At 62.5% G+C, this 22,546-nt stretch carries 18 protein-coding genes and 1 tRNA gene; 9 read left to right on the top strand and 10 right to left on the bottom strand.

What is annotated here, in order from left to right; all coding sequences use genetic code 11:
• Nucleotides 1–154: 154 nt before the first annotated feature.
• Nucleotides 155–922: a methyl-accepting chemotaxis protein gene (locus PspR32_RS26730; protein ID WP_442967036.1), complete on the top strand. Its 768-nt coding sequence runs from the start codon at nucleotides 155–157 to the stop codon at nucleotides 920–922.
• Nucleotides 923–1,295: 373 nt separating this feature from the next.
• Nucleotides 1,296–2,894, top strand: a complete 1,599-nt coding sequence (gene mqo / locus PspR32_RS17660; RefSeq protein WP_010223357.1) for a malate dehydrogenase (quinone) — start codon at nucleotides 1,296–1,298, stop codon at nucleotides 2,892–2,894.
• An 83-nt stretch (nucleotides 2,895–2,977) separates the two neighbouring features.
• On the opposite strand, the gene PspR32_RS17655 is transcribed toward mqo, so the two are convergent.
• From PspR32_RS17655 to PspR32_RS17645, 3 genes are all read right to left on the bottom strand, one after another.
• Entirely contained in the window at nucleotides 2,978–3,355 is a 378-nt protein-coding gene (locus PspR32_RS17655) for a bacteriocin (protein WP_159388962.1), read from the bottom strand.
• 131 nt (nucleotides 3,356–3,486) lie between these two features.
• Nucleotides 3,487–3,563, bottom strand: a tRNA-Pro gene (locus PspR32_RS17650).
• A gap of 64 nt (nucleotides 3,564–3,627) precedes the next feature.
• Nucleotides 3,628–3,849, bottom strand: a complete 222-nt coding sequence (locus tag PspR32_RS17645) for a YgdI/YgdR family lipoprotein (protein ID WP_010223359.1) — start codon at nucleotides 3,847–3,849, stop codon at nucleotides 3,628–3,630.
• Between the two features lie 197 nt (nucleotides 3,850–4,046).
• Between PspR32_RS17645 and moaB the strand changes: the two genes are divergently transcribed.
• Together moaB and PspR32_RS17635 are read left to right on the top strand one after the other, a co-directional pair.
• A complete protein-coding gene (gene moaB, locus PspR32_RS17640; protein WP_036996416.1) occupies nucleotides 4,047–4,586 on the top strand; it encodes a molybdenum cofactor biosynthesis protein B in 540 nt (179 codons plus the stop codon).
• Nucleotides 4,587–4,593: 7 nt separating this feature from the next.
• A complete protein-coding gene (locus tag PspR32_RS17635; RefSeq protein ID WP_010223361.1) occupies nucleotides 4,594–5,796 on the top strand; it encodes a molybdopterin molybdotransferase MoeA in 1,203 nt (400 codons plus the stop codon).
• Here the strand turns inward: PspR32_RS17635 and PspR32_RS17630 are convergent.
• The 5 genes from PspR32_RS17630 to PspR32_RS17610 form a co-directional block, all read right to left on the bottom strand.
• Nucleotides 5,785–7,032 (bottom strand): glycosyltransferase family 4 protein, encoded by a 1,248-nt coding sequence (locus tag PspR32_RS17630; RefSeq protein ID WP_159388961.1) that lies wholly within the window; start codon nucleotides 7,030–7,032, stop codon nucleotides 5,785–5,787. The genes PspR32_RS17635 and PspR32_RS17630 overlap by 12 nt on opposite strands.
• Nucleotides 7,033–7,096: 64 nt before the next feature.
• On the bottom strand, nucleotides 7,097–8,551 hold the full coding sequence (locus tag PspR32_RS17625) for a mannose-1-phosphate guanylyltransferase/mannose-6-phosphate isomerase (protein WP_010223363.1): 1,455 nt from the start codon (nucleotides 8,549–8,551) through the stop codon (nucleotides 7,097–7,099).
• Nucleotides 8,552–8,907: 356 nt separating this feature from the next.
• Nucleotides 8,908–9,567 (bottom strand): response regulator, encoded by a 660-nt coding sequence (locus tag PspR32_RS17620; protein WP_010223364.1) that lies wholly within the window; start codon nucleotides 9,565–9,567, stop codon nucleotides 8,908–8,910.
• Nucleotides 9,564–10,454, bottom strand: coding sequence for a sensor histidine kinase (locus tag PspR32_RS17615; RefSeq protein ID WP_010223365.1), 891 nt, complete (start codon nucleotides 10,452–10,454; stop codon nucleotides 9,564–9,566). Before PspR32_RS17615 ends, PspR32_RS17620 begins: the two co-directional genes overlap by 4 nt.
• A gap of 436 nt (nucleotides 10,455–10,890) precedes the next feature.
• Entirely contained in the window at nucleotides 10,891–11,415 is a 525-nt protein-coding gene (locus tag PspR32_RS17610) for a hypothetical protein (protein WP_036996516.1), read from the bottom strand.
• Between the two features lie 346 nt (nucleotides 11,416–11,761).
• On the opposite strand from PspR32_RS17610, the gene PspR32_RS17605 reads away from it, so the two are divergent.
• Both PspR32_RS17605 and PspR32_RS17600 read left to right on the top strand, forming a co-directional pair.
• Nucleotides 11,762–12,697 (top strand): chemotaxis protein CheV, encoded by a 936-nt coding sequence (locus PspR32_RS17605; protein WP_010223367.1) that lies wholly within the window; start codon nucleotides 11,762–11,764, stop codon nucleotides 12,695–12,697.
• A gap of 40 nt (nucleotides 12,698–12,737) precedes the next feature.
• The gene (locus tag PspR32_RS17600) at nucleotides 12,738–13,544 is read left to right on the top strand and encodes an MOSC domain-containing protein (RefSeq protein WP_036996412.1); all 807 of its coding nucleotides are present in this window, start codon (nucleotides 12,738–12,740) and stop codon (nucleotides 13,542–13,544) included.
• Between the two features lie 1,236 nt (nucleotides 13,545–14,780).
• Here the strand turns inward: PspR32_RS17600 and PspR32_RS17595 are convergent.
• Nucleotides 14,781–16,709 carry a transglycosylase SLT domain-containing protein gene (locus PspR32_RS17595; RefSeq protein WP_159388960.1) on the bottom strand — a complete coding sequence of 643 codons (1,929 nt, stop codon included), beginning with the start codon at nucleotides 16,707–16,709 and terminating at the stop codon, nucleotides 14,781–14,783.
• A gap of 221 nt (nucleotides 16,710–16,930) precedes the next feature.
• On the opposite strand from PspR32_RS17595, the gene PspR32_RS17590 reads away from it, so the two are divergent.
• Nucleotides 16,931–18,850, top strand: coding sequence for an ATP-binding cassette domain-containing protein (locus tag PspR32_RS17590; protein ID WP_036996410.1), 1,920 nt, complete (start codon nucleotides 16,931–16,933; stop codon nucleotides 18,848–18,850).
• Between the two features lie 44 nt (nucleotides 18,851–18,894).
• Here PspR32_RS17590 and PspR32_RS17585 read toward each other — a convergent pair whose 3' ends face one another.
• Nucleotides 18,895–19,338, bottom strand: coding sequence for a universal stress protein (locus PspR32_RS17585; protein ID WP_010226995.1), 444 nt, complete (start codon nucleotides 19,336–19,338; stop codon nucleotides 18,895–18,897).
• Nucleotides 19,339–19,447: 109 nt separating this feature from the next.
• Between PspR32_RS17585 and PspR32_RS17580 the strand changes: the two genes are divergently transcribed.
• Nucleotides 19,448–19,885 (top strand): hypothetical protein, encoded by a 438-nt coding sequence (locus PspR32_RS17580; RefSeq protein WP_010226993.1) that lies wholly within the window; start codon nucleotides 19,448–19,450, stop codon nucleotides 19,883–19,885.
• Between the two features lie 483 nt (nucleotides 19,886–20,368).
• The gene (gene fadB, locus PspR32_RS17575) at nucleotides 20,369–22,516 is read left to right on the top strand and encodes a fatty acid oxidation complex subunit alpha FadB (RefSeq protein ID WP_010226991.1); all 2,148 of its coding nucleotides are present in this window, start codon (nucleotides 20,369–20,371) and stop codon (nucleotides 22,514–22,516) included.
• Nucleotides 22,517–22,546 lie beyond the last annotated feature (30 nt).

Raw genomic sequence — 22,546 nt, 5'->3', positions numbered from 1 at the left:
CCGGGTCGCCAGTGACCGTCGGGATGAGCTGGGGCGGCTGGCAGTGGCGGCCAATACCCTGCGCGACTTTCTTGCCGACACCTTCAGCCGCCTGCAGCGCAACGCCGGTGAGCTGGAAAGCGCCAGCGGTGAATTGCGCGGTATTGCCGGCAACATGGCGCGCGGCACCGACGATCAGTTCCAGCGTACCGACCAGGTCGCCACGGCGATGCATGAAATGTCCGCGACCGCCCAGGAAGTTGCCCGCCATGCCGCCGACGCCGCGCGTGCCGCCGATGAAGCCGATCACAGCGCCCAGGCCGGCGAGCAGGTGATGCAGCAGACCATCGACACCATTGCCGTGGTCAACCAGGAAATCGCCGGCACCGCCGAGGTGATTCGTCATCTGGAAGCCGATAGCGGGCGCATTGGCAAGGTCCTGGAAGTGATTCGCGGTATTGCCGAGCAGACCAACCTGTTGGCGCTCAATGCTGCCATTGAGGCGGCGCGGGCCGGGGAGGCCGGGCGCGGCTTTGCCGTGGTCGCCGATGAAGTGCGCAGCCTGGCCCAGCGTACAGCGTCCTCCATTGCCGAAATCAACCAGATCATCAGTGCCGTGCAGTCCGGCGCGGTGGACGCGGTCAAGGCCATCGAAAGCGGCCAGCGGCGCAGTGAGGAGGGGGCCGAACAGGTGCAGCAGGCCGGGCAGATGCTGCAGCGCATCACCGTGGCGGTGGAGGCCATTCGCGATATGAACCGGCAGATTGCCACGGCCGCCGAAGAGCAAACCAGCGTTGCCGAGGATATCTCCCGCAACCTGGTGGAAATCACCCGCATCGCCACCACCAACCAGCAGGCCGTGCAGCAGACCGAGCAGGCCGGCCAGCATTTGCACGGGCTGTCCGGGCAGCTTGGCGAAGTCACCGCACGCCTGAGTGCTTGAGCAGCGAAGGGGGAAATCCGCCACATCCAGCGTCCGTAGCCTGGCAATGTGGCGGATTGTCGCCAGCTAAACCGTTAAAGTTGGGGTGCGACGACTCGTCCTAGCTATTAGCCGTTGGTCTTGTGAAAGTTGGCCCGTTTCCTGCTTTAAGGCGACCCACCCTGACAGCGGCGGCCTTGCCCCGTGTCTGGCGTGACGACCGTTCCCGATCCATCGAACAACCCCAGCCGCCATCCATTGCCTGTGCATCCGGCCGACTGCCTGAGCACCAGCTACGCTGAGCCTTGGACTGCGCGAGCAACAACAAGAATCCGGGCGTGCACTACGGGACCTGCGGTCATTGCCAATTACTTCACTTCAATTGGATTGAACTATGAAAAAAATCCTGCTGACGCTCCTGTGCCTGAGTGTCATCGGTTGCTCCAAGCCCAGTGAGCCCGAGAAAACCGTAGACGTGCTGCTGATCGGCGGCGGCATCATGAGTGCAAGCCTGGGTACCTACCTCAATGAGCTGGAACCCGGTTGGTCGATCGACATCTACGAGCGCCTGGACAAGGTCGCCGAAGAAAGCTCCAACGCCTGGAACAACGCCGGTACCGGTCACTCTGCCTTTTGCGAGCTGAACTACACCAGCGAAGGCGCCGACGGCAAGATCGATATCAGCAAGGCCGTTGGGGTCAACGAGCAGTTCGAGATCTCCAAGCAGTTCTGGGCCTACCAGATCGAGCAGAACGTGCTGAGCAACCCGAAGTCGTTCATCAACAACGTGCCGCACATGAGCTTCGTCTGGGGCGACAAGAACGTCGAGTTCCTCAAGAAGCGTCATGAAGCCCTGCAGCACAGCTCGCTGTTCCGTGGCATGGAGTACTCCGAAGACCACGAGCAGATCAAGAAGTGGGTACCGATCGTGATGGAAGGCCGTGCCGCCGACCAGAAGATCGCCGCCACCCGCATGCCGATCGGTACCGACGTCAACTTCGGCGAGATCACCCGCCAGCTGTTCGCCTCGCTGACCAAGCACGACAACGTCAAGCTGCACGTCCAGCACGAAGTGCGCGACATCGTGCGCAATGCCGACAACACCTGGACCGTGGTCGTCGCTGACCTGGCCAACAAGGGTGCCGAGAGCAGCATCAAGGCCAAGTTCGTCTTCATCGGTGCCGGTGGTGGCGCCCTGAAGCTGCTGCAGAAGTCGGGCATCCCTGAAGCAGACGGCTATGCCGGCTTCCCGGTCGGTGGCCAGTTCCTGATGACCGACAACCAGGACATCGTTGCCCGTCACAAGGCCAAGCTGTACGGCAAGGCGTCGGTCGGTGCACCGCCGATGTCGGTTCCGCACCTGGACACCCGCGTGATCGACGGCAAGGAAGTGCTGCTGTTCGGCCCGTTTGCCACCTTCTCGACCAAGTTCCTGAAGAACGGCTCGCTGCTGGACATGTTCGCGGCGCTGACTACCCACAACATCATGCCGATGACCCACGCCGGTATCGACAATATCGACCTGAGCACCTACCTGATGGGTCAGTTGATGCTGAGCTTCGATGACCGCATGACGGCCCTGCGCGAGTACTTCCCGAACGCCAAGAACGAAGACTGGAAGCTGCTGCAGGCCGGTCAACGCGTCCAGGTGATCAAGAAGGACCCTGAGCACGGCGGCATCCTGCAGTTCGGTACCGAAGTCGTTGCTGCCCAGGACGGCACCATTGCCGCGCTGCTGGGCGCCTCGCCAGGTGCCTCGACCGCTGCGCCGATCATGCTGACCGTGCTGGAAAAGACTTTCAAGGATCGCATCAAGACCCCTGAGTGGCAGGCCAAGCTGAAGGAAATCGTTCCGACCTATGGCCAGAAGCTCAACAACAACCTTGAGCTGACCAACAAGACCCGTGAATGGAGCAGCTCGCGTCTGGGCCTGCTGTATGTTCCGGTGCTGCCGGAAGCGGCCGCTGCGGTACAGGCTGAGCCTGCGCTGTAAGCATTTGCTACGGTAGAAACAAACAACCCCCTGTTCAGGGGGTTGTTTGTTTCAGGCCTTCAAAAAGCATCGCCGGTTCTGGATCAGTGCCGCTTCTTGCGGTGACTGTCCGCCAGGTTATTACCCAGCGCACCACCGGCTGCACCACCCAAGCCTGCGCCAATCGCCGAGCCGGTGCTGCCACCCAGTTTGCCGCCTACCAGCGAGCCACCGGCCGAACCCAGGCCGCCACCAATGGCTGCCTTGGTCTTGTTGCCTTTCTTCGCGGCCATGGCGCTGCCCGCTGCACCACCGACACCGGCACCAATGGCCGCGCCGGTGCTGCCACCCAGCTTTTGCCCGACCACGTTACCCAATACACCACCCAGGCCACCGCCTACAGCGGTCTGGCCATCGCCGGCCATGGCGCCTTGTGCACACAACAGCAGGCCCAGGGTCAGGGCGGCAAGAGTCTTACGCATGTGAATCAACCTCAATGTTCGAAAGGCGCGCATTCTGCTGGTAGCGCCGTCGCCGTGCAATGCTGGCCAGTGCTGCTCGTCTGCCGGGCACGAAAAAGCCCGCACGAGGGCGGGCTTTTTGTTGAGTAATCTGGTCGGAGAGACAGGATTCGAACCTGCGGCCTTCTCGTCCCGAACGAGACGCGCTACCTGGCTGCGCTACACTCCGATGGAGAAAATATTACTCAAAATTCTCTCCTCGGCAAGCCCCCGAAAGCGGCTTGTCGATCAGCTCACAGGTCCTTGACGGTACGGACCTGGTCCTTGTTGATGCGGGTGCGCTTGCCGTCCAGCTGTTCGAATTCGTAGAAGCCCGAGTCTTCATCGTATTGCGGAGTATCGACCGCCTGGATTTCGCGACCGTCGTTCAGGGTAATGACGGTTGGCGAAGCGCAGCCGGCCAGGGTGCCAAGACCCAGGGCGAGCAGGAAAGCGGGAAGAGTCCGTTGAATCATTGTGTTTCTCCAGTAAAGGATGGTGCGTAATGGTTCTTGAGACGCATGGCGCCTGCGCAAGTTCCGTGCAGATTGCAGCATAGCGGCAATCCAGCATTATTGACTGGGCACAATGCCTGGCCCGGTGGCGGGCGCGAGGCGGGCAGGGCTGTGATATAACACCGCTCATTCGTTCCTATCAATGGATTCAAGGTCCCATGAAAGCCAAGGCAGATGTACCTTTCGTGCCGCTGAACATTGCCGTACTGACCGTCAGCGATACCCGCACCCTGGAAACCGACACCTCCGGCCAGGTGTTCGTCGACCGCCTGACCGAGGCCGGCCACGCCCTCGCTGCGCGGGTGCTGCTCAAGGACGATCTGTACAAGATCCGCGCTCAGGTCGCGACCTGGATCGCCGATGAGCAGGTGCAGGTGGTGCTGATCACTGGCGGTACCGGCTTCACCGGGCGTGACAGCACGCCGGAAGCCGTGGCTTGCCTGCTGGACAAGCAGGTCGATGGTTTCGGCGAGCTGTTTCGCCATATCTCCCTGGCCGATATCGGCACCTCCACCGTGCAGTCCCGCGCCTTGGCCGGCCTGGCCAATGGCACCCTGGTGTGCTGCCTGCCGGGCTCGACCAATGCCGTGCGCACTGGTTGGGACGGTATCCTTGCCGAGCAACTCGACGCCCGTCATCGCCCGTGCAACTTCGTCACCCACCTCAAGCAGGCTGCGCCCTGCGAAAGCCGTGGTTGAGACGCCCATGCACACGCCATTGATGCCCGTCGAAGACGCCCTGGCCAAATTGCTCGCGCTGGCCGAAGCCGCGCCAATCAACGACACCGAGCAGGTCGCGCTGGCCGCCGCCGAAGGCCGCGTGCTGGCCCACGAGCTGGTATCGAGCCTCGACCTGCCGCCCTGGCCCAACAGCGCCATGGACGGCTACGCCCTGCGCCTGGCCGACTGGACTGGCGCGCCGTTGCCGGTCAGCCAGCGGATATTCGCCGGGCATACTCCCGAGCCGTTGCAGCCGGGCACCTGTGCACGAATCTTTACCGGGGCGCCGCTGCCTGTGGGGGCCGATTGCGTCGAAATGCAGGAAAACGCCGAGCTGCTGGACGATCAGCGTGTGCGTTTCACCGAGCCGCTGCGCGTCGGCCAGAACATTCGCCCGCAAGGCCAGGAGACCCGGGTTGGCGAGGCGGTATTGGCCGCCGGTACGCGCCTTGGGCCCATCGAGTTGGGCCTGGCCGCGTCACTGGGCTGTGCCGAACTGACGGTGGTGCGGCGGGTGAAGGTCGCGGTGCTGTCGACCGGGGATGAGTTGGTCGAGCCCGGCTTGCCCCTCGGTCCCGGACAGATCTACAACAGCAACCGGCGGTTGCTTGGCAGCTGGCTGCAACGCCTGGGCTGCGAAGTGATCGATGCAGGCATTCTTGCTGACGACCTGGAGAAAACCCGTGAATGCCTGGCCGGGTTGCAGGACGTCGATCTGATTCTGTCTACCGGTGGCGTTTCGGTGGGCGAGGCGGATTACCTGGGCATCGCACTGCGTGAAGAAGGCGAGCTGTCGTTGTGGAAGTTGGCGATCAAGCCGGGCAAGCCGCTGACCTTTGGTCATTACAAAGGCGTGCCGGTCATCGGTTTGCCTGGCAATCCGGCCTCGACCCTGGTGACCTTCGGCTTGTTGACCCGGCCTTACCTGCTGCGCCGCCAGGGCGTCAGCGAGGTCACGCCACTGCAGTTCCCGGTACCGGCCGGATTCGACTGGCCCAAGGCCGGAAGCCGCCGCGAGTACCTGCGCGGGCGTCTGGAGCAGGGCAGTGCGTTGATCTACAAAAACCAGAGTTCGGGTGTATTGCGCAGTGCTGCCTGGGCCGAGGGGCTGGTCGAAGTCCGTGAGGGCCAGACCCCGGGCAAAGGCGATATCGTCCAGTTCATTCCCTTGAGCGAACTACTTGGCTGATCGGCTGAGCAGCGTGCCGTCCACCAGGGTGGCACTGCTTGGCGCACGCAGGCTGGGACGTGCATGCACGCTTTCCAGCTGGGCGGCGGCGATACTCCAGTCATGCCGGCAGCAGACAAACTCCCGGGCCGCTTGCGACAACTGGCGCAGGCGCCAGGGCTGGTTCAGCAGTTGGGTAATCATCAGGGCCAGCTGGTCGCCATCGTCACTGGCCAGATAGTGCTCGCCATGGGTCACTTGCAGGCCGGACACACCTTTGCCCGTCGTCACCACCGGCAGCCCGGCGGCCATGGCTTCCAGTACCTTGATCTTCGAGCCGCCGCCGTAGCGTAGCGGGGCGAAGAAGATTGCCGAGTTGCGTTGCAGTTCGCGCAGGTCAGGCAGGTAACCGATCCATTCGATCCGCGGGTCAGTCCAGCGCAGTTTCCAGCTGGGCGGCAAGGCGTGGCCGACCACCGCCAGGCGCACCGCCGGGTTGCTCAGCCAGACTTGCGGCAGAATGTCCTCCAGCGCCCATTCGATGGCCTCAAGGTTGGCGCCATACTCGAAGTTGCCGACAAACAGCAGGCGCTGGCTGTGCAGCGAGGGCTGGATGTCCTGGTAGTGCGCGCAGTCCACGCCGTTGATCACCACCGACACCGCAGAACCGGTCACCTGGCTGATGTGCTCGGCGTCAGTGGGGCTGACCGCCACCACTTCATGGGCCTGGCTGAGCACACGGTTCTCCCAGCGCCGATAACGCCAGCGATCGAAGGCATTGAAGGGGCGCAGCCACAGTGGCAAGCGGTCGTGACAGGCGGCGCCGTTGACGGATTCGATGTTGTGTTCACTGAGCACGAACGGCAGCCGCCGACTCTGCAGGGCTTTTTCGAATGGCTGAAAGCTATAGCTGTGTTCGATCTGGATCACATCCCAGGGCTCGTCCAGCAATTGCTCGAAGCAGTGGCGCAGGTGCGGCGCCAGGCCATTGATACTGGCGCGCATCGGGTAGCTGGGGTAAATCGCCGCCAGCAGGTTCAGCGGGCTGTGCAAGGGGCGCCTGGGGAGCACGATCAGGCGTTCGAGCAAAGGCTCCAACGCCTGTCGGGCCGCGTCGCTGGGGGGGATCTTCGACTGCACCAGCAAGGTGATGCGATGACCGCGCTGCGCCAGGTTGCGCAGCAGGTGGTATTGCCGGGTTTTACCGCCGCTGGTGGTCGGCCAGGGCAGGTAGGGTAGTGTCCAGAGTATGCGCATGACCCCTTTCCTCAGTGTTCAGGCGGGTAACGGCATGCAGATAAAAATGGACGCGCCAAGGGGATCAGCTTGCGGCTGGCTCCGGGGCGCGTCCATAGATATCAGTAAAGCGCACGATGTCGTCCTCGCCCAGGTATTCGCCACTTTGTACTTCAATCATCACCAGATCGATCACCCCGGGGTTGGTCAGGCGGTGCACCCGTCCGGGCTTGATGAAGGTCGATTCGTTGGTGTCGAGCAGAAACTCCTCTTCGCCGTTGGTCACGCAGGCCATGCCGCTGACCACGATCCAGTGCTCGCTGCGGTGGTGATGCATCTGCAGCGACAGCGAGGCATCGGGGCGGACCATGATGCGCTTGATCTTGAACCGTGGGCCTTCCTCGAGCACGGTGTAGGTGCCCCAGGGGCGGTTGACCGTACGGTGCAGGCGGAAGGCATCGTGGCCCTGGCGCTTGAGCTGCTGGGCGATCACCTTGACCTCCTGGCTGCGGGCTGCGTCAGCGATCAGCAGGGCGTCGGGGGTATCGATGATGATCAGGTTATCCAGGCCCACCGCACCGACCAGGCGCCGTGGTGAGTCGATGTAGCAGTTACGCACATCGTGCAGCACGGTTTCGCCGGTGCAGCGGTTGCCCTGGTGATCGCCGGTCGTGAGCTCGCGCACCGCCTCCCAGCTGCCGATATCGCTCCAGCCCAGTTGGCTGGGCAGTACCGCGACCTGTTGTGAGACCTCCATCACCGCATAGTCGATGGAAATATCCGGCACCTGGGCAAAGCTGTCCGGGTCCAGTTCCACCTGGCACTCGCGCGCGCCTTCCTTGCAGGGGCTCTGGGCCAGGCAACGATTGACCGCTGCCAGCAGTTGCGGGGTGTGCAGTTCCAGTTCATGCAGGATGGCATCGACGCGCATGCAGAACATCCCGGCATTCCACAGGTGCTGGCCGCCCTCGAGGTACTGCTGTGCGGTATCGGCATCGGGTTTTTCCACGAAGCGTGCGACCTTGAAGCCATGGGCGTCGAGTGGCTGGCCCTTTTCGATGTAGCCAAATCCGGTTTCGGCGCGGGTCGGCAGCAGGCCGAATGTGGTCAGCCAGCCGTGGCTGGCCAGCGCACGGGCCTGGCTGACAGCCTGGTCGAAGGCGCTGAGGTCGTTGATCAGGTGGTCGGCCGGCAGCACCAGCAATTGTGCGTCCTCACCATACAGCCGGGCGCAGTGCAGGGCGGCTGCGGCGATGGCGGCAGCGGTGTTGCGGCCAAAGGGTTCAAGGATATAGTCCAGGGCCAGGTTAGCCTTGTTCAACTGGCGGAACTCGTCTTGGGTGCGGAAGAACACCTCGCGGTTGGTCACTGTCAGTACCCGCTCGACATCGGCCAGCCGACTGGCGCGGGCGAAGGTCTTCTGCAGCAGGCTCTGGCCATCGGGCAGGCGCATGAACGGCTTGGGCATGGTTTCGCGCGATACCGGCCACAGGCGGGTGCCGGCGCCGCCAGCGATGATGCAAGGGATCAGAACACTCATCTCACAGCCTCGAGTCAGGGGCACTGCCTGGGCAGTGCGGCAAAAGTAAACAGGGCAACCTGGCAGGCTTTTGCGCAATGAGTCAAGAAAATGACTTTTACCACTGGAGCAATCCATAAAGGCCAAATATTTGTCGAATGATGCGCCTGGGCGGCGAAGCTTTCAATGATATTTGTATGAATGGTGTGCAAATGACTGCTGAAACGTTAAGTGCGATGCAGTAAAAGCGCGCCAGAAAAGGCGTCGATACTCGATGCTCAATGGGGTCTGGGCATTGGTCATGGCCGCCAGGCTGGAGGCGGGCACGTGCTGTGCCCCGGCCTTGCGTGTGCGCCTGGCGCCAGGTGTACTGCTGCTCAGTCGTCCAGGCTGATGATCTGCTCGCGCACGGCAAACAGCACCAGGCCGGCAACATCGTAGATTTGCAGGCGTTTCATGATCTGCGAGCGGTGGGTTTCCACGGTCTTGATGCTCAGGCCCAGGCCCTGGGCGATTTCTCGCGTCGATTTGCCGCGCACGATCAGGCGCAGGATCTCCAGTTGGCGGGCGGTGAGGTTGTGCTTTTCGGCTGCTTCCGGCTTGCCTGATTGGGCGCGCAGCAGCGCCTGGTTGATCACGGTGTGGGCGATCGCCGGGCTCAGGTAGCGCTCGTTGCCACGCAGCGCGGCCAGCGCCTGCTCAAGTTCGGTAGCGGTGGTGTCTTTAAGCAGGTAGCCGTGGGCACCGCTTTCCAGGGCCTGCATGATCAGCTCCGGATCGGTGTGCATGGAGAGAATCAACACCTTGCTGCGACAGCCGAGGGCGCGCAAGCGGCTCAAGGCGTCCAGGCCGCTGGTGCAGCGCATGGAGATATCCAGCAAGACGATGTCCGGGTCCAGTTGCATGACCAGTTCGGGCACCTGGCCGCCGTCGTTGGCTTCGCCGATCACGGCATAGCCGGGTATATCTGACACCAGTGCGCGAACACCTGCGCGGATCAATGAGTGGTCATCCACCAACAACAATGTACAGGTCATGGGGCGTTACTTGTCTTGGCGCGTTCGAGGGTACGGGGAGGCCAGGGGAACAGGGCGTCGATCTGGGTGCCCAGGCCGGGCTGGCTGGTGACTGACAGTGTGCCATTGAGCAAGCCGGCACGCTCGAGCATTCCGGCCATGCCGCGTTGGCCTTCGTCGGCCGGATTGCTGGCAGGCAGAAAGCCCAGGCCGTCATCGCTGATCGACAGTGCCAGGCCTTCGGGCTGGCGCTGGATACGAACCACCAGGTTGTTGGCCCTGGCATGGCGCAATATGTTGGTCACCGCCTCCTGGGTGATGCGAAAGGCGGCAATTGCCATGTCTTCCGGGATGCCGCCCAGGCGCTGACGGCACTCCAGGCTCCAGTGCACATTGGTGTTCTCCAGGGTGCGCAGCAGGTGGGCGCGCAGGCTGGCTTCCAGCCCCAGGCTAGCCAACTGCCGGGGGTTGAGGATGGCCGAGACATCGCGAACATTGGCCAGGGTGTCATCCAGGGTGCTGCGCAAAGTACTGCAGTGCTCCTGCAGCTCAGCCGGGGCACGACGTTGCAGCCAGTCGGCCTGAAGCTTGGCGGCGGTCAGCAGTTGGCCGATATCGTCGTGCAGTTCGCGGCTCAGGCGCTGGCGTTCGCTTTCCTGCACCTTGAGCAACCGGTCGGCAAGTTCCGCCGGGCGCAGGGCAATCGAACGCGCCCACTGACGCAGTTGCCAGGCAATGCTCAGCAGGGCGATCAGTTGCAGGGCCAGGGCTGCGCCCGGCAACGGTTGCTCAAGCAGGTACAGGGCCAGGTTAACGGCAATCGAGGCCAGGCACAGCAGGGCGGTCGCCCAGCGCAACAGAGAGGCGCCGGGGCGCCAGCGCTTGAGTGTCTTGAGGCTTGAGAGCATAGGAAATGAAGCCACTGAAATATCGCTGTTGAAAGCCTTGCAAAGGTCAAACTAGAGGCTTTTGTCGAATTGCCTTCAATAACGTTTAAATGTCGGCGCTGGGGTGCGGCGATGAAAGTCGGCGTGCTCTGTCTTGGGGGCGCCAGGTGAGGTGCATGACTTCATCAGCGCGCATGGTATCACTTCAAATACAATTGGTCGCGAACTCTGATAACTGACTGAATAGCCAGATTTTACGGGCTGGCACGGCGGTTCCGATTGCCTTCGAATCTAGCACTATGCCATCAGTTTGTGGGGATGGAATTTTGCCCGATATCAATTAAACGGAATATTTTTTGCGAATAATTAGAGGTGCCGGAAAATACACTAAGTTTGACCTTAGTGTGCACTCGTCAGGGAGCCGGTTATCTTCGCCAGGGCATTGTTGTTATGCCGCTTAGTTGACCCTGGTTGGCGAGGAAAGTGCGCAGGCATGCGCGGTGGCGGGCGCAGTCATGGACGGTTCGGAGTGTTCGCAGAGGTGCTGGGTCTCGATGCAAGAGGTGCAGGCCAGAGCGGTTTGCGGGCTCAGGGCAGTGGCCAGGGTGTCGAGCAGTTGCACCTGTTCCTCGGTGTCCAGGCTCAGGCGGCCGGTGTGCGGGTCGATCAATTCCAGTTGCCAGGCCAGCAAGGTCAGGCAGCTTTCCAGGGCCTGCAGGGCTTCACCCTGCAGCGCCGGTTGCGCCTGTGCCGGCTCCAGCAGCGCTTGCAACTGCTGGCTGTAGGCGGCGACCTCGACCAGGCCAAGGGTCTGTGCGCGTTCCACCAGGGTTGCCAGGGTGTCGTTCAGGCAGTGGCAGGCATCCGGATCGTTATCGATCAGTTGCAGGTGCAGCAGGCATTCCTCTGCCTTGGTCAGCAGCACCTGGGCGTCGATCAGGAATTCCTGCAGGGCGCTGTTGTGCAGTGCGTCGTTAGCCATCATTTGGCTCCAGCGCGAAAGGCTGGAGCAGGGACTGGCCACCATGAGGCGATCGCTGACAAAAGCCTGACTCCGTTCATGCAATGAGAATGGCGTCACATTAATGGCTAATGGATATTGCGAACATCAGGTCTCACCCGATTGTCACTAGGGGATTCCCTGATACGGTGTTTTCGATACGACCCTTTGCGGGCGTTTGCGACAGCGGAGAGGTGAGCGCAGTAAAGCATGATGGTAAAATGACATCAATGGGCTGCAGAGCATTTTCTTCAAGGGGTCAAGCTCTGCGGCAAACGGCCGATACAGGGCCATTGGGATCATTTTCGACACACCTGGGGGCTCTTCGATGGCTGGCATTCTCGACACGGTAGACCAAAGAACGCAGCTGGTGGGCGAGAACCGCCTGGAAATCCTGATGTTCCGCCTGGCGGGCCGGCAACTGTTCGCGATAAACGTGTTCAAGGTCCAGGAAGTGCTGCAGATGCCCAAGCTGACCCTGATGCCACAGCGTCACGCGTACGTCTGTGGCGTGGTCAACTTGCGCGGGCAGACCCTGCCGGTGATCGACCTGTCCCAGGCCATCGGCATGCGCCCGCTGGAGCCGGGCCCGGGCAGCACCATCATCGTCACCGAGTACAACCGCTCGGTGCAGGCCTTTCTGGTCGGTGGCGTCGACCGCATCGTCAACATGAACTGGGAAGCCATCATGCCGCCGCCGACCAGTGCCGGTCGTCAGCACTACCTGACAGCGATCAGCAAGGTCGACGAGCAACTGGTGGAAATCATCGACGTCGAGAAGGTGCTGGCGGAAATCGTCCCGTACAGCGCCAAAGTGTCGCGCGACAAGCTCGAAGATCCGCTGCTGGGCCGTGCCCGTGGTCGCGAAGTGCTGCTGGTGGACGACTCCACCGTGGCCCTGGCGCAGTTGCGTGACACCTTGTCGCAACTGGGGGTGAAGATGCACGTGGCCAGCGATGGCCTCAAGGCCCTGCGCATGCTCAAGGGCTGGGCCGACGCTGGCGAGGATGTCTGCGAGAAGCTGCTGATGGTCTTCACCGACGCCGAAATGCCGGAAATGGACGGCTACCGCCTGACCACCGAGATCCGCAACGACCCGCGCCTGCGCTCACTGTACGTGGTGCTGCATACGTCGTTGTCCGGCAGCTTCAACGAATCGATGGTGAAGAAGGTCGGCTGCGACAACTTCCTCTCCAAGTTCCAGCCCGACAAGCTGGTCGATGTCGTGCGCCAACGGCTGATGCTGGATGAAGCCACGGCCTGAGTCGGTATAAGCTAGGGTTTTAACCGACACAAGGCAGGTCATGATGCGCCTGAGTGCGTTGTACCGATACCCGCTCAAATCAGCGCGCGGTGAGGCGCTGCAAACCTCCTCGCTGGACCTTCTGGGGTTGAGCGGGGACCGCCGCTGGATGCTGGTGGAACGTGACAATGGGCGTTTTCTGACCCAGCGCATGTACCCGCAGATGAGCCAGCTGGCGGCCTTGCACAACGCCGACGGCAGCCTCACCCTTCAGGCACCAGGCTACCCGGCGCTGCACGTTGGCGTGCCGGAGCCCGATAGCGACCTGCGCGGCGTCACTATCTGGCGCGATACCTTTCGCGTGCCGGATGCCGGCGATGCTGCCGCGCAGTGGCTCAGTCGGTTCATCGGCAAGGACGTGCGCCTGGTTCATGTGCCAGAGCAACGCACGCGTTATCTACCCAATGGTTATGGTCTGAACAGCGACCGCGTGGCGTTCGCCGACGGTTTTCCCTTGCTGCTGATTGGCCAGGCGTCGCTGGATGACCTGGTCGACAAGGTCGGGCGGCCACTGGAGATGCTGCGCTTTCGTCCCAACCTGGTGGTGGAGGGCAGTGCGGCGTTTGCCGAGGATGGCTGGAAGCGGATCCGCATCGGCGCGGTCGAGTTCCGGGTGCTCAAGCCGTGCGAGCGTTGCATCATGACCACCATTGACCCGCAGACCGGCGAGCGCAGCCCGGACCGCGAACCGCTGGCGACCTTGCGCACCTATCGGCAGAAGGAGGGGGATGTGCTGTTTGGCCAGAACCTGGTGGCGGATGGCGCGGGGGTGCTTGAGGTGGGGATGGCGGTGACGGTGCTGGAGTAACCAGGCAAGGCTTTGCCTTGCATCGCTGGCAACGCCAGCTCCCACAGGTCTTGCACCGCCCCTGGGCGCACTGCCAATCCTGTGGGAGCCGGACTTGCCGGCGATCGAGCGCGTAGCGGTCGCAATCCAGACGACGCGTTATGTGCAAGCAGGGCTGGCCTCATCGCTGGCAAGCCAGCTCCCACAGGTCTTGCACCGCCCCTGAGCGCACTGCCAATCCTGTGGGAGCCGGACTTGCCGGCGATCGAGCGCGAAGCGGTCGCAATACAGACGACGCGTTATGTGCAAGCAGGGCTGGCCTCATCGCTGGCAAGCCAGCTCCCACAGGTCTTGCACCGCCCCTGGGCGCACTGCCAATCCTGTGGGAGCCGGACTTGCCGGCGATCGAGCGCGTAGCGGTCGCAATCCAGACGACGCGTTATGTGCAAGCAGGGCTGGCCTCATCGCTGGCAAGCCAGCTCCCACAGGTCTTGCACCGCCCCTGGGGCCACTGCCAATCCTGTGGGAGCCGGACTTGCCGGCGATCGAGCGCGAAGCGGTCGTAATCCAGACGCCGCGTTATGTGCAAGCTGGACCGGCCTCATCGCTGGCAAGCCAGCTCCCACAGGTCTTGCACCGCCCCTGAGCGCACTGCCAATCCTGTGGGAGCCGGACTTGCCGGCGATCGAGCGCGAAGCGGTCGTAATCCAGACGCCGCGTTATGTGCAAGCTGGACCGGCCTCATCGCTGGCAAGCCAGCTCCCACAGGTCTTGCACCGCCCCTGGGGCCACTGCCAATCCTGTGGGAGCCGGACTTGCCGGCGATCGAGCGCGAAGCGGTCGCAATACAGACGACGCGTTATGTGCAAGCAGGGCTGGCCTCATCGCTGGCAAGCCAGCTCCCACAGGTCTTGCACCGCCCCTGGGCGCACTGCCAATCCTGTGGGAGCCGGACTTGCCGGCGATCGAGCGCGCAGCGGTCGCAATCCAGACGACGCGTTATGTGCAAGCAGGGCTGGCCTCATCGCTGGCAAGCCAGCTCCCACAGGTCTTGCACCGCCCCTGGGCGCACTGCCAATCCTGTGGGAGCCGGACTTGCCGGCGATCGAGCGCGCAGCGGTCGCAATCCAGGCGCCGCGTTATGTGCAAGCTGGACCGGCCTCATCGCTGGCAAGCCAGCTCCCACAGGTCTTGCACCATCCCTGAGGGCACTGCCAATCCTGTGGGAGCCGGCCTTGCCGGCGATGGGCTGGACGATCACTGATCGTCAAAATACCGCTCATGCCAATCCACCAGCGGCTGTGGCGAATTGAGCTTCTGCCCGTAGATCACCGAGTACGACAGCACGTTCTGCACGTACTGGCGCGTCTCGTCGAACGGAATCGACTCGACCCAGACATCGAAACTCAGGTGGTCGGCGCCGCGCAGCCACTGGCGTACGCGGCCGGGGCCGGCGTTGTAGGCGGCGGAGGCGAGTACCCGGTTGCCGTTGAACTGGCTGTGCACCTGGCTCAGGTAGGCGGCGCCCAGCTGGATGTTCTTGTCCGGGTTGAACACCTGCGCAGGCGAAGCCAGCGGGATGCTGAACTTGCGCGCGGTCTCCTTGGCGGTGGCCGGCATCAGTTGCATCAGGCCACTGGCGCCGACGCTTGAGCGGGCGTCGTCCATGAACGCGCTTTCCTGGCGGGTAATGGCGAACACCCAGCTCGAATGCAGCCCACGTACCTTGGCTTCACGCACCAGGGTGTCGCGGTGGGCCATCGGGAAGCGGATGTCCAGGTCGTCCCAGTACTTGGCCTGGCTGATGGTGCGAATGGCCGGGAAGTACCAGCGCATGTCGTAGGCCAGCTTGGCCTGGGCGACCATCTCGTCACGGTTGAAGTGGCGGCTGACGTGGTACCACTCGCGACGCCCGTCGACAATCTGGCCGCGGGCGTGGAATTCCAGTGCGCGCTTGACCCCCGGGGTGTTGCGGACCTTGTTGACCACCTGCTGGCTCAGCACCAGCGGCTTGTTGTTCAACTGGTAAGGCGTTTGCGAGCGGTCGGCGGCCAGGAAGCCGTAGAAGTCACGCTCGCGAGCCACGGTTTTGTACAGCAGCGGGATTTGCGGGTCCTTCGGCTGTGCCAGCTCCAGGCTGCGCGCCTGCCAGTAGCGCCAGCGGTTGTTGCTGGCCAGGTCTTGCGGCAGGCGCTTGGTCAGCGCGTAGGCATCTTCCCAGCGGCCCAGGCGCAGCAGCAGGCGCAGGCGCCACTCGGTGACGGTGTTGTCGCGCAGCTCCGGATCGTAGCGGGTCATCAGGTCCAGGGCGCGCGGGTCGTAGCGGCGGGCAAGGGTCAGGCCGATCTCGCGGGCGATGGCAACTTTCTCGTCGCGGGAGAAATGCATGCGGCTGGCGTAGTCATCGAGCAGGATCATGGCCCGCTCCGGGTCCTGGCGGGCCAGGCGGCGCAGGCCCAGGCTGACCACGTCGGACATCGCCTCGTTGACCGGGGTGAAGCGCCCGGGCTGGTTGAGCAGTTCGGGCTTTTGCGCCACGTCGATCAGCAGGCGGCCTTGCGGCGCCAGGGTGTTGAGGCTTTTGACCAGGGTATTGGCCAGCGCATAATTGCGGGTTTGTGCCGCCAGCTTGGCGCGCTCCCAGCGTTTTTGCTCGGTCAACTGGCCTTCGGCGGCCCAGCGCTCGAACAGGGCGTCGCAGGCCGCGGGTTGCGACTTGCCGACCAGCCAGAGTTTTTCTGCGCTGGCAAAGCCTTCGGCGCGCTGGCCATGGCTGAGCTGGTACTGGCCATTGAGGCAGTCCAGTTCAGTGAAATTGAGTTTCGGATCGTAGTACTTGGTAAACGTCGCCCAGTCACCACGCTCGGCCAGCCAGCGCAACCAGCGCAGCTTCATCCAGTTGGCCTGGGGCAGGTCGCCGTGGGCGCCGAGGAATTTCTCGATTTCGGCGTTGCTGGCGGTTTTCAGCCGGGCGGTCAGCTCGTCGTAGGCCAGGTAAGGCGTCAACGGGTAGTCGCGCAGGGCATCGGCATAGCGCAGGTAGGGCCCCTTGTCACCCTTGGCCAGGGCGCGTTTGGCTTCATCGTAATATTGACGTTGCTGGGTGATGTCGGTGGCCTGGGCGACACCCACCGCCGAGGCAGTGAGAAGCAGGCTGGATACGAGGTGGAGCAGGCGGCTGCGCATGAGACTTCCGGGCAGTTTGACCATGAAAAGTGACGGCGAAGCCAGCACTGTTGGAGTTGCATTGCCTTAGCTTAGCCGGTTGCCGCAGGCGGATGAAAGCATTGTGCTTGTATCTGCTTGTAAAGAAGCGGCCTGTCGTCGGAAGGTACTGAAGGACGCGCTGCTTAATGTGAAGCCGGCCCAAGTCGGGTAGAATGCGCGCCCGGTTTTTGGAGAAGATCATGACCCTGCTCAAATTAAGCGATGTGTCCCTTGCGTTCGGCGCCACGCCGTTGTTGGACAAGGTGTCCTGGCAGATCGCCCGTGGTGAGCGGGTGTGCATCATCGGCCGCAACGGCACAGGCAAGTCGAGCATGCTGCGTCTGGTCAAGGGCGATCAGAAGCCTGATGAAGGCGATGTCTGGCGTGCCCCGGGCCTGAAGATCGGCGAGCTGCCGCAAGAGTTGCCGGTGGCCGACGGCCGTACCGTGTTCGACGTGGTCGCCGAAGGCCTCGATGGCGTCGGCGCCTTGCTGGCTGAGTACCACCACCTGAGCCAGAACATCCACAGCGATGCCGACCTGGAAAAGCTCATGCACGTCCAGCACGACCTCGAGTCGCGCGATGGCTGGCGCCTGCAGCAACTGGTCGACAGCACCCTGAGCCGCCTGCAACTGCCGGCCGACAAGACCCTGGCCGAGCTCTCCGGTGGCTGGCGCCGCCGTGTGCTGCTGGCCCAGGCGCTGGTGTCCGAGCCCGACCTGCTGTTGCTCGACGAGCCGACCAACCACCTGGACATCGGTGCCATTGCCTGGCTTGAAGATGCCCTCAGCGGGTTCGGTGGTGCCGTGCTGTTCATCACCCACGACCGTTCCTTCCTGCAGAACCTGGCCACACGCATCCTCGAACTGGATCGTGGCGGCCTGATCGACTGGAACGGCGACTACGCCAGCTTCCTGGTACACAAGGAAGCGGCACTGGCGGCCGAAGAAACCGCCAACGCGCTGTTCGACAAGAAGCTGGCCCAGGAAGAAGTGTGGATCCGCCAGGGTATCAAGGCCCGGCGTACCCGCAACGAAGGCCGTGTGCGCGCCCTCAAGGCCCTGCGCGTCGAGCGCAGCGAGCGTCGTGAGCGTCAGGGCAAGGCCAACATCCAGCTGGATGTCGCGGAGAAGTCCGGCAAGCAGGTGATGGTCCTGGAGAACGTCAGCTTCAACCATCCGGGTGGCCCGCAGCTGGTCAAGGACTTCTCCATGGTCCTGCAGCGCGAAGACCGTATCGGCCTGCTTGGCGCCAACGGTACCGGCAAGACCACCTTGCTCAAGCTGATGCTCGGTGATCTTGAGCCCACCAGCGGCAAGGTCGAGTCCGGCACCCGCCTGGAAGTGGCCTATTTCGACCAGCTGCGCCATCAGCTGGACCTGGAAAAGACCGTGATCGACAACCTCGCCGAAGGTCGCGACTTCATCGATATCGATGGCCAGAGCCGTCACGTGTTGAGCTACCTGGGCGACTTCCTGTTCAGCCCGCAGCGCGCCCGGACCCCGGTCAAGGCCCTGTCCGGTGGCGAGCGTGCGCGCCTGCTGCTGGCCAAGCTGTTCAGCAAGCCGGCCAACCTGCTGGTGCTCGACGAACCGACCAACGACCTCGACGTCGAGACCCTCGAGCTGCTCGAAGAAGTGCTGTCGGCGTTCAAGGGCACCGTGCTGATGGTCAGCCACGACCGGGCCTTCCTCGACAACGTGGTGACCAGCACCCTGGTGTTCGAAGGCGAGGGCAAGGTGCGCGAGTACGTCGGTGGTTACCAGGACTGGATCCGCCAGGGCGGTTCGCCGAAGTTGCTCGGGGTTACCGAGAGCAAGTCGGGCAAGTCCGAACTCAACACCGCTGTGGTCGAGAGCGTGGCGCCTGCGCCGGTAGCGGCGCCAGTGGCTGAAACGGCAAAGAAAAAGCTCAGCTACAAGCTGCAACGCGAGCTGGAAGCCTTGCCGGGCCAGATCGATGTGCTGGAGCAGAAGATGGCGGCGGTGCAGGAAGAGATTTCTGCCCCGGCCTTCTACCAGCGCCCGATCGAGCAGACCAGTGCGGTACTGGCGAGCCTGGAGAAGATGCAGGCCGAGCTGGATGTGCTGGTCGAGCGCTGGGCCGAACTCGACAGCTGAAGGGCAGGGCCCGGCGCATGAGCCTGCGCGGGCCCACCCGGGTGTTACTCGGCTTTTTTCTGCAGGCGTACCGCGAGCACATCGCAGGGTGCGCCGTGCAGCACGTCGTTGGCGGTAGAACCCAGCAGCAGGGCCAGGCCGTGGCGGCCATGGCTGCCGACCACGATCAGGTCGCACTTCTGGTCCTTGGCCAGTTGGTGGATCTCCTGGCGCGGCTGGCCGTAGGTCAGGTGCGAATCACCGCGGTTGATGCCCGGGTACTTGTTGAACAGACGATCCATGCGCTCCTTGGCCTGGTCGAACTGTTGCTGTTGCAGCTGGGACAGGTCCATCGGCACGTCGCCGCCAAAGGCCATGGCCATGGGCTCGACGATATGTACCAGGGAAACCTTGGTCTGTGTCGGCTCGGCCAGTGTCATGGCGCGCTTGATGACCGGATCGCATTCTTCGGTCAGGTCGACGGCAACCAGTATGTGTTCGTAGGGCATGAGAAGCTCTCCTGACAGTCGCGATAGGTAAAGTATGGTCGGTTTCAGGCTGATCGCTTCGAATCACGGCTAACCAGCTCATTTGCAACGCTTTGTGGGAACAACTGATATGACGGTCTGGGTAGTGGTGTCAATCCTTGCGCTGATTCTCAGCCCTTTGGCCTGGCTGCGTCCTTCGCGCAAGCAAAGCGGCCAGATGGCCCTGCGCATGGAAGCCCGGCGCATGGGCCTGGCCATGCAACTGGCGCCCCAGGAGTGGCCGCACTGGCTGCCCAAGGAGCCGCCCAGCCCATGCGCACAGTACCTGCGGCCACGACGCCAGGGCCGTAGCGACAGCTGGTGCTACTGGCAGACCACCCCCGGCGTGTGGCTCAACCAGTGGCGCGAGCCTTGCGCCGATGCCGCGCATGCCGAGCAGTTGGCGCGCTTGCCGGAGAGTGTCTACAAAGTCGAGGCGGGCCCGCAGATGGTTGCCTTGTACTGGGGTGAGCGCGGTGAAACGGCTGTATTGCAGGATATTGCCGCAGTGCTCAACGCCCTGGCCTGATCGCTATCAATAAAAAGCCCGATGCACAGATCGGGCGGACAGGCCAGGCAGGCCGGTGTAATGTTTCAGTCCCTTGCAGTGTAGCCATCCAGCGGCAATTTGCTGCCTACTCCCTCTCTTGTTTCGCGTTGATCGATGATCAGCGCGTGTAAGCCATTGACCACTATCGCAGCGCTGAATGGCGTGCCATCAGCAGAGCGGCCGTTTGCCCCCTGTCAGCAGAAAATGACCGGAAAGTCGCGTTTTCACGGTGCTTTTGGGTATTTGACAACGGCGATCTTTTCGTTGAATGTGTGCATACCCAAATCAAACGGGCGTATGAATTGAGCGTTTGTATTGTCAGACGGCTCTTACAGAATCCCGACTATCGCGCTGGCGGGTGTGCCTGGAGCAAGGGTTCGGCAACAACGGCCAATGGCCGGCCGGATCTTTCACCAGCGATCGGCGTGTACAGTTCAGCTTCCATATCGTGGAGATCAGTTGATGATTTACGAAGGTAAAGCCATCACGGTTAAGGCTCTTGAAAGCGGCATCGTCGAACTGAAGTTCGACCTCAAGGGTGAGTCCGTCAACAAGTTCAACCGTCTTACCCTGAACGAATTGCGTCAGGCCGTAGACACCATCAAAGCCGACGCATCGATCAAAGGCGTGATTGTCAGCAGTGGCAAGGACGTATTCATCGTCGGCGCGGACATCACCGAGTTTGTCGATAACTTCAAGTTGCCCGAGGCCGAACTGGTCGCCGGCAACCTGGAAGCCAACCGGATTTTCAGCGATTTCGAAGACCTGGCCGTGCCGACCGTTGCCGCAATCAATGGCATCGCCCTGGGCGGCGGTCTGGAAATGTGCCTGGCTGCCGACTACCGCGTCATGGCCACCAGCGCCAAGATCGGCCTGCCGGAAGTCAAGCTGGGCATCTACCCGGGCTTCGGCGGTACCGTGCGCCTGCCGCGTATCATCGGTGCCGACAACGCCATCGAGTGGATTGCCGCCGGCAAGGAAAACCGTGCTGAAGACGCGCTGAAAGTCGGCGCCGTCGATGCCGTGGTAACCCCTGAGCTGCTGCAGGCTGCGGCCCTTGACCTGATCAAGCGCGCCATCAGCGGCGAGCTCGACCACAAGGCCAAGCGCCAGCCAAAACTGGAAAAACTCAAGCTCAACGCCATCGAGCAGATGATGTCGTTCGAAACCGCCAAGGGTTTCGTCGCCGGTCAAGCTGGCCCGAACTACCCGGCGCCGGTCGAAGCGATCAAGAGCATCCAGAAGGCCGCCAACTTCGGTCGTGACAAGGCCCTGGAAGTCGAAGCCGCAGGCTTCGTCAAACTGGCCAAGACCTCGGTTGCCGAGAGCCTGATCGGCCTGTTCCTCAACGACCAGGAACTCAAGCGCAAAGCCAAGGCCCACGACGAAATCGCGCGCGACGTGAAGCAGGCTGCCGTGCTCGGCGCCGGCATCATGGGGGGCGGCATCGCCTACCAGTCGGCGGTCAAGGGCACCCCGATCCTGATGAAGGACATCAACGAAAGCGCCATCCAGCTGGGCCTGAACGAAGCCTCCAAGCTGCTCGGCAAGCGCGTTGAAAAAGGCCGCCTGACCCCGGCGAAAATGGCCGAAGCGCTGAACGCGATTCGCCCGACCCTGTCCTACGGCGATTTTGGCAACGTCGACATCGTCGTCGAAGCCGTGGTCGAGAACCCGAAGGTCAAGCAAGCAGTGCTGGCTGAAGTGGAAGGCCAGGTCAAGGAAGACGCGATCCTGGCGTCCAACACCTCGACCATTTCCATCAACCTGCTGGCCAAGGCCCTCAAGCGTCCGGAAAACTTCGTCGGCATGCACTTCTTCAACCCGGTGCACATGATGCCGCTGGTTGAAGTCATCCGTGGCGAGAAGTCCAGCGAAGTGGCGGTTGCCACCACCGTGGCCTATGCCAAGAAGATGGGCAAGAACCCGATCGTGGTCAACGACTGCCCGGGCTTCCTGGTCAACCGCGTACTGTTCCCGTACTTCGGCGGTTTCGCCAAGCTGGTCAGCGCCGGTGTCGACTTCGTGCGCATCGACAAGATCATGGAAAAATTCGGCTGGCCAATGGGCCCGGCCTACCTGATGGACGTGGTCGGTATCGACACCGGCCATCACGGCCGTGACGTCATGGCCGAAGGCTTCCCGGACCGCATGAAGGACGACCGTCGTTCGGCCATCGACGTGCTCTACGAAGCCAAGCGCCTGGGCCAGAAGAACGGCAAGGGCTTCTACGCCTACGAGACCGACAAGCGCGGCAAGCCGAAGAAAGTCGCTGACGCGGCAGTCCTCGACGTGCTCAAGCCGATCGTTTACGAGCAACGTGAAGTCAGCGACGAAGACATCATCAACTGGATGATGATCCCGCTGTGCCTGGAAACCGTTCGCTGCCTGGAAGACGGTATCGTCGACACCGCCGCCGAAGCCGACATGGGCCTGGTCTACGGTATTGGTTTCCCTCCTTTCCGTGGCGGCGCGCTGCGTTACATCGACTCGATCGGTGTAGCCGAATTCGTTGCCCTGGCCGACAAATACGCCGATCTGGGTCCGCTGTATCACCCCACCGCGAAGCTGCGTGAAATGGCCAAGAACGGCCAGAGCTTCTTCGGTTAAGCGCCCAACGATATAGAGCGAGAGTGAATA

It is taken from the genome of Pseudomonas sp. R32 (assembly GCF_009866705.1).
Classification (GTDB): domain Bacteria; phylum Pseudomonadota; class Gammaproteobacteria; order Pseudomonadales; family Pseudomonadaceae; genus Aquipseudomonas; species Aquipseudomonas donghuensis.
This window is presented reverse-complemented; position numbering and strand designations above follow the sequence as displayed.

What these genes read in the sequence shown, in the direction of transcription:
- PspR32_RS17630 (WP_159388961.1), bottom strand. Translation starts at nt 7,032, where the DNA reads ATGCGCATACTCTGGACACTACCCTACCTGCCCTGGCCGACCACCAGC.
- fadB (WP_010226991.1), top strand. Translation starts at nt 20,369, where the DNA reads ATGATTTACGAAGGTAAAGCCATCACGGTTAAGGCTCTTGAAAGCGGC.
- PspR32_RS17625 (WP_010223363.1), bottom strand. Translation starts at nt 8,551, where the DNA reads ATGAGTGTTCTGATCCCTTGCATCATCGCTGGCGGCGCCGGCACCCGC.
- PspR32_RS17635 (WP_010223361.1), top strand. Translation starts at nt 4,594, where the DNA reads ATGCACACGCCATTGATGCCCGTCGAAGACGCCCTGGCCAAATTGCTC.
- PspR32_RS17580 (WP_010226993.1), top strand. Translation starts at nt 19,448, where the DNA reads ATGACGGTCTGGGTAGTGGTGTCAATCCTTGCGCTGATTCTCAGCCCT.
- PspR32_RS17645 (WP_010223359.1), bottom strand. Translation starts at nt 3,849, where the DNA reads ATGATTCAACGGACTCTTCCCGCTTTCCTGCTCGCCCTGGGTCTTGGC.
- mqo (WP_010223357.1), top strand. Translation starts at nt 1,296, where the DNA reads ATGAAAAAAATCCTGCTGACGCTCCTGTGCCTGAGTGTCATCGGTTGC.
- PspR32_RS17620 (WP_010223364.1), bottom strand. Translation starts at nt 9,567, where the DNA reads ATGACCTGTACATTGTTGTTGGTGGATGACCACTCATTGATCCGCGCA.
- PspR32_RS26730 (WP_442967036.1), top strand. Translation starts at nt 155, where the DNA reads ATGGCGCGCGGCACCGACGATCAGTTCCAGCGTACCGACCAGGTCGCC.
- PspR32_RS17615 (WP_010223365.1), bottom strand. Translation starts at nt 10,454, where the DNA reads ATGCTCTCAAGCCTCAAGACACTCAAGCGCTGGCGCCCCGGCGCCTCT.
- PspR32_RS17605 (WP_010223367.1), top strand. Translation starts at nt 11,762, where the DNA reads ATGGCTGGCATTCTCGACACGGTAGACCAAAGAACGCAGCTGGTGGGC.
- PspR32_RS17655 (WP_159388962.1), bottom strand. Translation starts at nt 3,355, where the DNA reads ATGCGTAAGACTCTTGCCGCCCTGACCCTGGGCCTGCTGTTGTGTGCA.
- moaB (WP_036996416.1), top strand. Translation starts at nt 4,047, where the DNA reads ATGAAAGCCAAGGCAGATGTACCTTTCGTGCCGCTGAACATTGCCGTA.
- PspR32_RS17595 (WP_159388960.1), bottom strand. Translation starts at nt 16,709, where the DNA reads ATGCGCAGCCGCCTGCTCCACCTCGTATCCAGCCTGCTTCTCACTGCC.
- PspR32_RS17610 (WP_036996516.1), bottom strand. Translation starts at nt 11,415, where the DNA reads ATGGCTAACGACGCACTGCACAACAGCGCCCTGCAGGAATTCCTGATC.
- PspR32_RS17590 (WP_036996410.1), top strand. Translation starts at nt 16,931, where the DNA reads ATGACCCTGCTCAAATTAAGCGATGTGTCCCTTGCGTTCGGCGCCACG.
- PspR32_RS17600 (WP_036996412.1), top strand. Translation starts at nt 12,738, where the DNA reads ATGATGCGCCTGAGTGCGTTGTACCGATACCCGCTCAAATCAGCGCGC.
- PspR32_RS17585 (WP_010226995.1), bottom strand. Translation starts at nt 19,338, where the DNA reads ATGCCCTACGAACACATACTGGTTGCCGTCGACCTGACCGAAGAATGC.